This window comes from Streptomyces kronopolitis, assembly GCF_014646275.1.
Lineage (GTDB): Bacteria > Actinomycetota > Actinomycetes > Streptomycetales > Streptomycetaceae > Streptomyces > Streptomyces kronopolitis.
Map to the genome: position 1 here is coordinate 39,851 of NZ_BMND01000040.1, position 11,481 is coordinate 51,331.

Sequence of the window (11,481 nt, forward strand, 5' to 3'; positions counted from 1 at the left end):
CGCCCCGGACGTTCCCCCTCCAGGGACGGCCCGGGGCGTCCCTCAACGCACGGCCATCCCGGCGACCGCCACCGCCACCAGCGCCGCCACCGCCAGCGTGCCGCTGAGGACCGCGGTGATCAGCCGCCGCCGCAGGGCCCGGTAGACGCCCTCGTACTCGGTCCGCAGGGTGGTGCTGCGGTGCGCGATGCGCTCCAGATACGCCCAGGCGGCGTCGCGCTGGTCGCGGCAGTAGTGCTGCTCGACCTCCCGGCGCTGGGTGTCGGTGAGCCAGGGCAGACCGGCGCAGAAGGCCTCCGCGCGAAGGCGGGCCCGGTCCTTCTCCGCCTCCCAGAGGAGAAATCCCTCGATCTCGTTGATGGCCCGGTCCATCGCGGCGCCGTCGGCCCCCGGCATGTCCTCCAGGTGCGGCAGGCCCGCCCCGCCGGGCAGTTCGCCGCCCGTTCCCGCGCCTTCGCCGCTCCGCCGGCCCTGGCCCCGCTGCGTTCCCTCGTTCATGTGCGGGCCCCGATTCCGGTGGTGGGCGCGTCCTCGGCGTCCGCCAAGGCCTCGATCCCGCGTCCGATCTCCGGGTGGTGCAGATCGAACGCCGGGGATTCGGAGCGGATACGCGGCAGCGTACGGAAGTTGTGCCGGGGAGGCGGGCAGGACGTCGCCCATTCCAGCGAACGGCCGTATCCCCACGGGTCGTCGACCTCGATCTTCTCGCCGAACTTCGCGGTCTTCCACACGTTGTAGAGGAACGGCAGCAGGGAGAGCCCGAGAAGGAAGGAGAAGATGCTGGAGACGGTGTTCAGGGTGGTGAAGCCGTCGGCCGCGAGATAGTCGGGGATACGCCGCACCATTCCTTCCGCGCCGAGCCAGTGCTGGACGAGGAAGGTGCCGTGGAAACCCACGAACAGCGTCCAGAACGTGATCTTGCCGAGCCGCTCGTCCAGCATCTTGCCGGTCATCTTCGGCCACCAGAAATGGAAACCCGCGAACATCGCGAAGACCACCGTGCCGAACACCACGTAGTGGAAGTGCGCCACCACGAAGTACGAGTCCGAGACATGGAAGTCCATCGGCGGCGACGCCAGGATGACACCCGTCAGACCACCGAACGCAAAGGTGATCAGGAAGCCGATCGCCCACAGCATCGGCGTCTCGAAGGACAGTGAGCCCTTCCACATCGTGCCGATCCAGTTGAAGAACTTCACACCTGTCGGCACCGCGATCAGGAACGTCATGAACGAGAAGAACGGCAACAGCACGCCACCCGTCACGTACATGTGGTGCGCCCACACCGTCACCGACAGACCCGCGATCGACACCGTCGCCGCGATCAGACCGACGTAACCGAACATCGGCTTCCGGGAGAACACCGGAATGACCTCGGAAATGATGCCGAAGAACGGCAGGGCGATGATGTACACCTCCGGATGGCCGAAGAACCAGAAGAGGTGCTGCCAGAGCAACGCACCGCCATTCGCCGCGTCAAAGATGTGCGCCCCGAATTTGCGGTCCACCTCCAGCGCGAACAGTGCCGCCGCCAGCACTGGGAAGGCCAGCAGCGCCAACACACCGGTCAGCAGCACATTCCAGCAGAAGATCGGCATCCGGAACATCGTCATGCCGGGTGCCCGCATGCAGATGATCGTCGTGATGAAGTTGACCGAACCGAGGATCGTGCCGAAGCCGGAGAAAGCCAGACCCATGATCCACATATCGGCGCCGATTCCGGGGGAATGCATGGAATCGGACAGCGGCGCATAGGCGAACCAGCCGAAGTCCGCCGCGCCCTGCGGCGTCAGGAAAGCGCCCACCGCGATGAGCGAGCCGAAGAGATAGAGCCAGTAGGCGAACATGTTCAGCCGGGGAAAGGCGACATCGGGCGCGCCGATCTGCAGCGGCATGATCCAGTTCGCGAAACCGGCGAACAGCGGCGTCGCGAACATCAGCAGCATGATCGTGCCGTGCATCGTGAACGCCTGGTTGAACTGCTCGTTCGACATGATCTGGTGGCCCGGCCGGGCCAGTTCGGCGCGCATCACCAGCGCCAGCAGTCCGCCGACGCAGAAGAAGCCGAACGCGGTGGCCAGGTAGAGCGTGCCGATCGTCTTGTGGTCGGTGGTCGTCAACCACTTCACGGGAAACCTCATGCCCGTTAGGTGTCCGGCACCGCCGCACGCTTCACCGCCCACGGGATCCGGGGCCCGCGGGAGGGGGTGGGAAGTCTCACCGAGCCGGGTGTGATGATCCGGTCCATGCCGGACACCAAGGTTTCATGAGCACGGACGACGCCTTCGCCGAGGCCTATCGCGCGCACTACTGGGCGGTCAGCCGCTTCGTGGCGCGACGGCTGGACGGGCAGGCACACGAGGTCGAGGAAGTCGTGGCGGAGGTCTTCTCCACCGCCTGGCGACGCCGCGCCGAACTCCCCGACGCGCCACTGCCCTGGCTGTACGGCGTGGCCCGCAACTGCCTGGCCAACACCGTGCGGGGGATGGGCCGCTACCGGCGGCTGCTGCTCCGGCTCGGCCACCACGAGGCGGCGCGGCAGCGGCAGCCCGTGGACAACGGCCCGGCGGCGGAGCGGCCCGGGTCCTGGGTGCACGAGGCGCTGGCCCGCCTCTCCCCCGCCGACCAGGAGGTGCTGCGGCTGACCGCCTGGGAGGAACTGACCGTCGGGGAACTGGCGGTGACCCTCGGGTGCGGGCAGAGCGCGGCCGCCATGCGGCTGCACCGGGCACGCGGCCGGCTCCGTACGCAGATAGAACGGATGCAGGCGGCGCGGCCGCGGCAGAGCGACACCGGCCCGGGCGAGGACACCGCCCGGAGCGAGGCCGCTCCCCGCCGCCCCGCCCTCCCCCGCCCGCTGTCCCCCCAGCCCGTACCGACCCGAGCGGGAGGCCGCCGCCATGACTGACGAACTTCAGCTGCTGCGGCAGGCCGACCCCGCCCCGGCCGGGGACGGCCCCTGGCGCGACCGTCCGCTGACCGCTCGGGCGGAGCACCGGCTGGCGGAGCTGACCCGGCCGACGGACCCGGCGGCGCCGGCGACCGGCGACGGCCGCCGGACCCGCCCGCGCCCCGTGCCCCGGCGGCGCCTGGTGCTGGGCCTGACCGCCGCGTCACTGGCCGCCGTCGCCGCCCTCGCGCTCACCTTCTCCGGCGCCGGCAGCACCCCCGCCGTCGCCGCGCCCACCGCCCTGACCCTCCACACCGGTGCCGCGTCCGTCTCGCTGGACACCCTCGCCCGCCGGGCCGAGGCCCGGGCGCGGTCGGCCGGCCCCGCGGACGGACCGCGGCGCGGCAGCCATCTGCAGACCTGGTACATGCACATGGAGGCCGGCCCGCACGCCGCGCCGCCGATCACCGTGCCCGAGGAGCGGATCACCCACTGGAACGCCGACGGCAGCGGCTCGGAACTGGTCGTGGCCACCGACCCCCGGCACCCGGGCCGCCCGGTGATCCACGACAACGACGGCCACTGGCGGCAGGTCAGCGACGGCCAGGTCCTCCACGACAAGACCTATCCGGCCGGCTCGGAGGCGCAGCACAGCGGCCTGGCCTCCCGCACCCGGCCCTCGACCAACCCGGCGAAGCTGCGCGAACAGCTGTCGTGGCTCTACGGCGGTCTGGACGGCAACCGCACCACGGGGGAGCTCCTCTCGGCGCTCTCCTCGTTCCGCCAGGAGTGGACGCCGGGGCCCCGGGAGTCCGCGGCCATCGTCCGGATGCTGGCCGACGCGGGCGGGCTGCGCCAGGCGGGCACGGTCACCGACCGGCTGGGCCGCCGCGGACAGGCCTACGTGTACGACGGCCCCGACGGCGCCATGGACGTCACCCGCCAGATGGCGATCTTCGACCCGCGCACCGGCGAACTCCTGGGCCTGGAGGTCACCTTCACCAAGACCCAGCCGGAGTTCCGCACCAGGGCCGGCGACGTGATGTCGTACGAGGCCTGGATGCCGTGACGGACGCTCCCGCCGGTGCCTTGCGGGGAGCCCGGCGGGAGTGGCAACGGCAGGGGTACGCCCCCGCTCCCCGGCCGGGCCCACGTCCGAGTGGCGGGGCGGGCGGTCATGGCCGATCCTTGAGGGAACGCGACGATCCACTTCGGCGCGGCGGTGCACAGTGCCGCCGCGCCGTTCGCGTGCCCGGCCCGGCCCCGGCCGTGGGCCACCCCCGACCTCGCGTGGCGCACGTCACAATCTACCGACGGTTGCAGCGGATCGCCGCGATATGGATCACAGACATAAGTGCCGGGAATCGCTCACGCACAGTGCGTTTACCCAGCAAGGAGCGGGTATACGGCCGACTGCGCGGTCATCCGCACACCGTCCGTGATGATCCGGTCTGCCCCTATGGTCGACCTTTGCCCGTCGCATCACGACGGGCTCTGGCCCGCCACGCCATGGCGGGCGGTGTCATGTTGTCGTCCAAAGAGAGCGCAGGCGAGCGAGCACGTGCCGACGCAGTCCCCCGTCGTCCCCGGGCCCCGAGATCCCGTCGGCCGCGGTGCCGAGACCGCACCCGATCCGCAGCGGAAGCCGGCGGCGGACGCGGCCGCACCGGGCTCCGGCGAGGTGACCGTCGTCGACCCCGCGATGGTCAAGCGCGCCGTGTCGGCGGCCGCGCTCGGCAACGCGATGGAGTGGTTCGACTTCGGCGTGTACAGCTACATCGCGGTCACCCTCGGGCATGTCTTCTTCCCGTCCGGGAACCCGACCGCGCAGTTGCTGTCGACGTTCGGAGCGTTCGCGGCCGCCTTCCTGGTGCGCCCCATCGGCGGCATGGTCTTCGGGCCGCTCGGTGACCGCATCGGCCGGCAGAAGGTCCTCGCGATCACCATGATCATGATGGCGGCGGGCACCTTCGCCATCGGCCTGATCCCCTCCTACGCCTCCATCGGCGTGGGCGCGCCCATCCTGCTGCTCGTCGCCCGCCTGGTGCAGGGCTTCTCCACCGGTGGCGAATACGGCGGCGCCTCCACCTTCATCGCCGAGTACGCGCCCGACAAGAAGCGCGGCTTCCTCGGCAGCTGGCTGGAGTTCGGCACGCTGGCCGGCTACGTCGGCGGTGCCGGCCTGGTCACCCTGATGACCGCGCTGCTGTCCACCAGCGACCTGACCTCGTGGGGCTGGCGCATCCCGTTCCTGATCGCCGGACCGATGGGCATCATCGGCCTCTACCTGCGGCTGCGGCTGGAGGAGACCCCGGCCTTCGCGCAGCTGGAGAAGGCGGCGCGGAGCAAGGAGAAGGAGCGCCGCGAGGCCGAGAAGCGGATCGGCATCCGCGAGATGATCTTCGGCCAGTGGCGGTCCATGCTGCTGTGCATCGGCCTGGTCCTGGTCTTCAACGTCACGGACTACATGCTGCTGTCGTACATGCCGAGCTACCTGACCTCGGAGCTGAAGTACGACGAGACGCACGGGCTGCTGGTCGTGCTCGCCGTGATGGTCCTGATGATGGTCGTCCAGCCGCTCGCGGGCCGGCTCACCGACCGCTTCGGCCGCCGCCCGGTCATCGGCGCGGGCTGCCTGGGCTTCCTGGTGCTGTCGGTGCCCGCGCTGCTGCTGATCCGGCAGGGCTCGCTGGTCGCCATCGCGCTGGGCATGTCCGCGCTCGGCCTGCTGCTGGTCACCTTCACCTCGGCGATGCCGTCCACGCTGCCCGCGCTGTTCCCGACCAAGGTGCGCTACGGCTCGCTGTCGATCGGCTTCAACGTCTCGGTGTCGCTCTTCGGCGGCACGACGCCGCTGGTGGTCACCGCCCTGATCGGGGCGACCGGCAACAAGATGATGCCCGCCTACTACATGATGGCGGCGGCCGTGATCGGCGGCATCGCCGTCCTGATGATGTCGGAGAGCGCCCGCAAGCCGCTGCCCGGCTCGCCCCCCGCCGTCGAGACCGAGGCCGAGGCCCAGGAGGTCCGCGAAGCGGCCCACCACCCCGCCCCGGCCACCGCGAAGGCCTGACCCGCACCACCACCCCCCGAGGGCCCGCCCGGAGCATTCCGGGCGGGCCCTCGGCGTTCCCGGGCACGGGCGGTCGCCGCGGCGCCCCCGGCCGAACCCGGCGGTCCGGTCCCTCTACGCGCGTGACGCGGCCCGGCGGAACGCGCCCGGAGTGACGCCGAAGCAGCGCACGAACCAGCGGTGGAAGTGGGCCTGGTCGGCGAAGCCGGCCACGGTGGCCGCCTCGGCCGTGGGCCGGCCCTCGACGAGCAGCGCGCGGGCCCGGCGCAGCCGCAGCAGCCGCTGGAAATCGCTGGGCGCCATCCCGTACTCGGTGCGGAACGCCCGGTAGAGCGCGAAGCGGCTGCACCCCGCGGCGTCGGCGAGTTCCTGGGCGGTCAGCTGCCGGTCGTGGTCCGCCACGAGCAGGTCGCGTGCTCTCCGGGCCGCCCTGGCCTGCGCGCCCGGAGGGAGTACGCGCGCGCCGCCCGCCCTGGCGCCGGCGGCGTTGCGCCGCACCATGGCTTCGACGGCCGCGGTGAGCCGCTCCTCCCGTACCAGGGGATCCGCGTCGCCGACAAGCGCCGGATGCAGTCTGCGCAGCGCGCGGGCCAGCACCGGGTCGTCCACCACCGGACGGTCGAACAGCGGCAAGGCGCCCCGGCCGTCAGTGACATCGTCGAGGACGGCGCGGACCACGTCCGGGCCGATGTGCATGATCCGGTAGGTGAAGCCGAGTTCGACGGCGGACTCCCCGTCGTGCGGATCGTCCGGATTGAACGCCATCACCATGCCGGCGGCGCTGGTGTGCCCCGCGCCCCGGCAGGTGAAGCGCTGGGCGCCGGTCTCCGTCACGGCGAACGAATAGGCGTCATGGCTGTGCGGATGGAAGGTATGGCGGACGAAGTGCGCGTGCATCGCTTCCAGGGGACGGTGCGGATCGCGCCAGTAGCGCACCCAGTCCCCGTCGTGCTGCCGACTCATCGCCCCAGTCTGCCGGTTCCGCACCGGCGTTCCCTCCGCACCAGCGTTCAAGACGGGCCCCGGACGCCGCAGGAGACTCCCCCCATGACTACCGCACCGACCGCCACCGCATCCGCATCCCCTCGTACGACGCCGGCCGCTCCCCGCTTCGACACCAAGATCGCCGTGATCGTCCGGGACGGCCTCGCCGACTGGCAGAAGCTGAATGTCACCGCGTTTCTGGCGAGCGGCATCGCGCACGCCCGCGGCGACATCATGGGCGAGCCCTACGAGGACGCCTCGGGAAACGGCTATCTGGCGCTGCTGCGGGAGCCGGTGCTGTGCTACACCGCCGATGCCGCGGCGCTGGCCCGTACGCACGGCCGCGCGCTCAGCCGCGCCGTACCGACCGCGCTGTACACCTCGGAGATGTTCGCGACGGGCAACGACGACGACAACCGGGCGGCGGTGCGGGCGGTGCCCGCCGGCGACCTCGACCTGGTGGGACTCGCCGTGTACGGGCCGCGCGGCATCGTCGACAAGATCACCAAGGGGCTGAAACTGCACGGCTGACGGCCCGTGGCGTGCGACCTGGCCTGCGTTCGGTGTGCACCATGCGGCACGATGGTCGCCATGAGCATCGTGAAGATCAATGTGCTGACCGTCCCCGCCGAGCAGCGTGAGGTGCTGGAGAAGCGCTTCGCCTCGCGCGCCGGCACCGTGGACTCCTCCGACGGCTTCGAGTGGTTCGAGCTGCTGCGCCCCGTGGAGGGTACCGACCAGTACCTCGTCTACACCCGCTGGCGCGACGAGGAGTCGTTCCAGGCCTGGATGGAGGGGCCGATGAAGGCCGCGCACCAGCAGGGCGGCGGCGACCAGGGCGGCGAGCGGCCCAAGCCCGCCGCCTCCGGGTCGACCCTGTGGTCCTTCGAGGTCGTGCAGCAGGCCGGGCCCCGGAAGGACTGAGCCCCCGGCGGCAGCAGCCGTCGAAAAGCGTTGTGTGATGGGCAGTCGCCGCCGCGAGAATGCGGGCATGAGTGAGGTCGTCGTTCCGCTCCGTTCGCCGTGGTCCGTCACGGTGGAGCCGGTGGATTCGCCGGACGCGGTGGCGCTGCTGCGGGAGTACTACACCGAGGTCGCCGACCGCTACTTCCTGCTGCACGAGGGGCGCCGCTCCACGCCGCGGGAGATCGCACAGGGGGTGGCGGAGTACCCCGGTGCCGCGCTGCTGCCGCCGCGGGGCGTGCTGCTGGTGGCCCGGCACGGCGGGGAGGCGGCGGGCTGCGCCGGGGTGCGGCTGCTGGACGGGCGCACCGCGGAGCTGAAGCGGATGTTCGTGCGGGCCGGGCGGCGTGGACGGGGCGGGGCGGGGCTGCTGCTGGGGGCCGCCGAGGCGGCCGCGGTGCGGCTGGGGGCCGGGCGGATCCGGCTGGACACCCGGCGGGACCTGGTGGAGGCGGTCGCGCTCTACCGGCGGCACGGCTTCGCGGAGATCGCGCCGTACCACGACGACCCTTACGCGGAGGTCTTCTTCGAGAAGGGGCTGGGCGGCGGCCCGCTGCCGGGCTGAGCGGGCGGGGCCGGGGCCGATCCGAGGGCGCCCAACTGCCTTACGGACGTGGTCACTTCGCCAGGTCGGGTGGGTGCGCGGCGGGCGGCGGGGTGCGGGGCGTGCTGCGGCGGGTGCCGTTGCGCTGCGGTTCCTCCGCGTCCGAGCCGCACAGCTCCGCCGTCAGCTCCCGGACGAGTTCGGTGAGATCGGTGGGGCGGTCCTCGGTCCACCAGTCGCCCAGCAGCTCCGCGAGTGACTGCTGACGGGTCGCCGAGAGCCGGTCCGCGATGTCCCGGCCGCGGTCGGTGAGCAGCAGCATCAGCCCCGCGCGGGCGCCGAGTCCGCGCTCCTCGATCTGCCGGACGCCCTCGGCGACCACCCCGTACGGCACGGTGGTGCGTTCGGCCAGCAGCCCCGGCTCCACCGAGCCGTAGCGGTGGATGCGCAGGATCAGCCAGCTGGCGGCCGGTTTGAGGTCCAGTCCGGCCCGGGCGGTGATCTTCTCGTAGATGTCCTTGCGGCCCTCCATGCTGCCGAGTTTGGACAGCGCGCGGGCGACCTCGTCACGGGAGGAGCGTTCGACGGGGTTGGAGGAGAGCACCTCGCTGGCGTCGGGGGCGGTGACGCTGCCGCGCAGCGGCTCCTCCTTGAGGAACCAGGCCAGCACGAACGCCACCAGGACCAGCGGCACGGCGTAGAGGAACACATCGGTGATGGAGACGGCGTAGGCGTTCAGGACACCGGCGGCCTGCCCGGCCGGCAGCCGCGCCACGGTCCGCGGATCCTCGGCGATCCCCGCCGGGTCGACGCCCGGGGGCAGGGGGTGCCCGGCGAGGGCGTCGGCGATCCGCGGGCGGAGGTTGTTGGCGAAGGCCGTGCCGAAGAGCGAGACGCCGAACGAGGCGCCGATGGAGCGGAAGAAGGTGGCGCCGGAGGTGGCGACGCCCAGGTCGCGGTAGGGGACGGCGTTCTGCGCGATGAGCACCAGCACCTGCATCACCAGGCCCAGCCCGAAGCCGAAGACGAAGAAGTAGGCGCTCATCTCGCCCACGCCGCTGGACGGTTCGAGCCGGTGCAGCAACAGCAGGCCGAGCGCGACGACGCCGGTGCCGGCGATCGGGAAGACCTTGTAGTGGCCGGTGCGGCTGACGATCTGGCCGGAGCCGGTGGAGGCCAGCAGCATGCCGAGCACCATCGGCAGCATGTGGACCCCGGACAGCGTCGGCGTCACTCCCTGCACGACCTGCAAGAACGTCGGGAGGTAGGTCATCGAGCCGAACATCGCGAAGCCGACGACGAAGCCGATGACGGCGGTGAGCGTGAAGGTGCGCAGCCGGAACAGCCGCAGCGGCAGCACCGGTTCGACGGCCCGTCGCTCGATGGCCACGAACGCCACCAGCAGCACGGCGCCGAGCACCCCGAACCCGATGATCTGCCAGGAGCCCCAGGCATAGCTGACCCCGCCGAGCGAGGCCATCAGGACCAGGCAGGCGGCGGCCGCGGCGATGGTGGCGGTGCCGAGGTAGTCGATCCGGTGCGGGGTGCGGCTGCGCGGGATGTGCAGCACGGCGGCGATGACGGCGAGCGCGACGATGCCGACGGGCACGTTGATGTAGAACACCCAGCGCCAGCTGAGGTGGTCCACGAACAGCCCGCCGAGCAGCGGGCCGAGCACGCTCGCACCGCCGAAGACGAAGCCGAACAGCCCCTGGTACTTGCCGCGTTCGCGGGGCGGAACGATGTCCCCGACGATCGCCATCGACAGCGCGATCAGGCCGCCGCCGCCCAGTCCCTGCAGGGCCCGGAAGGCGATCAGCTCCCCGATGTTCTGCGCGATGCCGCACAGCACCGACCCGATCAGGAAGATCACGATGGCGGTCTGGAACAGCCTCTTGCGGCCGTACTGGTCACCGAGCTTGCCCCACAGCGGCGTCGCCGCCGTCGAGGCCAGCAGGTAGGCGGTGACCACCCAGGACAGATGGTCGAGGCCGCCGAGTTCGCTGACGATGGTGGGCAGCGCGGTGGCGACGATGGTCTGGTCGAGCGCCGCGAGGAGCATGCCGAGCAGCAGCGCGCCGATCGCGACGAGGATCGTCCGCCGGGACCGCTCCCCGCCGGGCACGGCGGGAGCGCCGGTGTCCTGCGCCATGAGCCTCTCCCTCTGTGCCGGAGTGTCCCTTGCGGTACCGGGTCCGGGGCGGCGGGGCCCCGGTGGCCGTTTCGGCGGACTGCGCGGCGACCGCCGGGCGGGGCGCGCCGTCCCGTTACGGGCCGCCGTCGGCCGCCCGCCCCATGAGGGGGCGGCCTTCGGATCCCTTCCATCCTGGGTGGTGGTGCCGGATATGGCTTGCCGAGCGGCGTCCGCCATCCGGGGCCGTACGGGGGACAGTCGGGGCGTCGCCGGGTGGGCCGGGGCAGCCTCGGTCCGCCGGGCGGATGTCGCCGAGTGCCTGCGCGGGGCGGGTGGCGTCTGGATAATCGCTGCCGGTTCGAGGCATCCAGGGAGGGGTCCACTCGTGACGGCACGGCACTGCCCGCACTGCTCCGCCCCGGTACGCGGCGGCGGCCGCCCGTCCTGCCTGTGCGCGGCCATCGGCGCGGACGACTTCGACCCGCTGCGCGTTCGGCCGTACGTGTCACTGCCCGACGGGGAGGAGGACGCGGACGAGGCGGGCGCGAGGCGCATGGGCGAGGGGCGCGCGGGCGGGGACGGCATACGGAGCGCCGGGCCGGGCGACCGGCTGGACGACTTACCCGGGGTGGACGCGGCGGTGCACCGGGCCGACGCCTCCGCCCCGTCCGCCCCCTCCACCACGTCCACTCCCGCTGCCCCCGCTGCCCCTCCCGCCGCCTCCCCCGGCCCTCTCCTCCCGCGGTCCCGCCGCCGCTCCGGGCCGACCTCCCGGACGGTCGACGCCGCCGAGGGGCAGGCGTCCGGCGGCGCCCGGTCCGCGCCGCGCCGCACCGGCGTCCGCGCCCGGCGGCCCGCCGTGCTGGTGGCCACCGGGGCCGCGGCCGCCGGGG

General features: G+C 72.3%; 9 protein-coding genes and 2 pseudogenes. 7 read left to right on the top strand and 4 right to left on the bottom strand.

Going from position 1 to position 11,481, the window contains the following annotated elements; all coding sequences use genetic code 11:
* Window positions 1-42 precede the first annotated feature (42 nt).
* Entirely contained in the window at window positions 43-498 is a 456-nt protein-coding gene (locus IEY78_RS29305; protein WP_229700238.1) for a hypothetical protein, read from the bottom strand.
* A pseudogene (gene ctaD / locus IEY78_RS29310) lies at window positions 495-2,129 on the bottom strand (aa3-type cytochrome oxidase subunit I); the annotation flags it as partial. The gene IEY78_RS29305 and the pseudogene ctaD, both read right to left, overlap by 4 nt.
* Window positions 2,130-2,266: 137 nt before the next feature.
* Between ctaD and IEY78_RS29315 the strand changes: the two are divergent.
* The 3 genes from IEY78_RS29315 (at window position 2,267) to proP (ending at window position 5,963) form a co-directional block, all read left to right on the top strand.
* Entirely contained in the window at window positions 2,267-2,908 is a 642-nt protein-coding gene (locus IEY78_RS29315; protein WP_189103378.1) for an RNA polymerase sigma factor, read from the top strand.
* A complete protein-coding gene (locus tag IEY78_RS29320; RefSeq protein ID WP_189103380.1) occupies window positions 2,901-3,959 on the top strand; it encodes a CU044_5270 family protein in 1,059 nt (352 codons plus the stop codon). The genes IEY78_RS29315 and IEY78_RS29320 overlap by 8 nt, the downstream gene beginning before the upstream one ends.
* Before the next feature lie 492 nt (window positions 3,960-4,451).
* Window positions 4,452-5,963, top strand: a complete 1,512-nt coding sequence (gene proP / locus IEY78_RS29325; RefSeq protein WP_189103382.1) for a glycine betaine/L-proline transporter ProP — start codon at window positions 4,452-4,454, stop codon at window positions 5,961-5,963.
* 114 nt (window positions 5,964-6,077) lie between these two features.
* Here the strand turns inward: proP and IEY78_RS29330 are convergent, their stop codons facing one another.
* A complete protein-coding gene (locus IEY78_RS29330; protein ID WP_189103384.1) occupies window positions 6,078-6,926 on the bottom strand; it encodes an AraC family transcriptional regulator in 849 nt (282 codons plus the stop codon).
* Between the two features lie 84 nt (window positions 6,927-7,010).
* Here IEY78_RS29330 and IEY78_RS29335 point away from each other — a divergent pair, with 84 nt between their 5' ends.
* The 3 genes from IEY78_RS29335 to IEY78_RS29345 all read left to right on the top strand — a co-directional run bounded on the left by IEY78_RS29335 (window position 7,011) and on the right by IEY78_RS29345 (window position 8,475).
* Window positions 7,011-7,478 (top strand): DUF2000 family protein, encoded by a 468-nt coding sequence (locus IEY78_RS29335; protein WP_189103386.1) that lies wholly within the window; start codon window positions 7,011-7,013, stop codon window positions 7,476-7,478.
* A 60-nt stretch (window positions 7,479-7,538) separates the two neighbouring features.
* Complete coding sequence (locus tag IEY78_RS29340) at window positions 7,539-7,871, top strand: antibiotic biosynthesis monooxygenase family protein (RefSeq protein WP_189103388.1); 333 nt, start codon at window positions 7,539-7,541, stop codon at window positions 7,869-7,871.
* Between the two features lie 67 nt (window positions 7,872-7,938).
* Window positions 7,939-8,475, top strand: coding sequence for a GNAT family N-acetyltransferase (locus tag IEY78_RS29345; RefSeq protein WP_189103390.1), 537 nt, complete (start codon window positions 7,939-7,941; stop codon window positions 8,473-8,475).
* 52 nt (window positions 8,476-8,527) lie between these two features.
* Here IEY78_RS29345 and IEY78_RS29350 read toward each other — a convergent pair whose 3' ends face one another.
* Window positions 8,528-10,825: an MDR family MFS transporter gene (locus IEY78_RS29350; RefSeq protein ID WP_373294270.1), complete on the bottom strand. Its 2,298-nt coding sequence runs from the start codon at window positions 10,823-10,825 to the stop codon at window positions 8,528-8,530.
* A gap of 148 nt (window positions 10,826-10,973) precedes the next feature.
* On the opposite strand from IEY78_RS29350, the pseudogene IEY78_RS29355 reads away from it, so the two are divergent.
* Window positions 10,974-11,481: pseudogene (locus IEY78_RS29355) on the top strand (hypothetical protein); the annotation flags it as partial.

Coding starts and splice junctions, on each gene's coding strand:
- IEY78_RS29305 (WP_229700238.1), bottom strand. CDS start 498: ATGAACGAGGGAACGCAGCGGGGCCAGGGCCGGCGGAGCGGCGAAGGC.
- IEY78_RS29315 (WP_189103378.1), top strand. CDS start 2,267: ATGAGCACGGACGACGCCTTCGCCGAGGCCTATCGCGCGCACTACTGG.
- IEY78_RS29320 (WP_189103380.1), top strand. CDS start 2,901: ATGACTGACGAACTTCAGCTGCTGCGGCAGGCCGACCCCGCCCCGGCC.
- IEY78_RS29330 (WP_189103384.1), bottom strand. CDS start 6,926: ATGAGTCGGCAGCACGACGGGGACTGGGTGCGCTACTGGCGCGATCCG.
- IEY78_RS29335 (WP_189103386.1), top strand. CDS start 7,011: ATGACTACCGCACCGACCGCCACCGCATCCGCATCCCCTCGTACGACG.
- IEY78_RS29340 (WP_189103388.1), top strand. CDS start 7,539: ATGAGCATCGTGAAGATCAATGTGCTGACCGTCCCCGCCGAGCAGCGT.
- IEY78_RS29345 (WP_189103390.1), top strand. CDS start 7,939: ATGAGTGAGGTCGTCGTTCCGCTCCGTTCGCCGTGGTCCGTCACGGTG.
- IEY78_RS29350 (WP_373294270.1), bottom strand. CDS start 10,825: ATGGCGGACGCCGCTCGGCAAGCCATATCCGGCACCACCACCCAGGAT.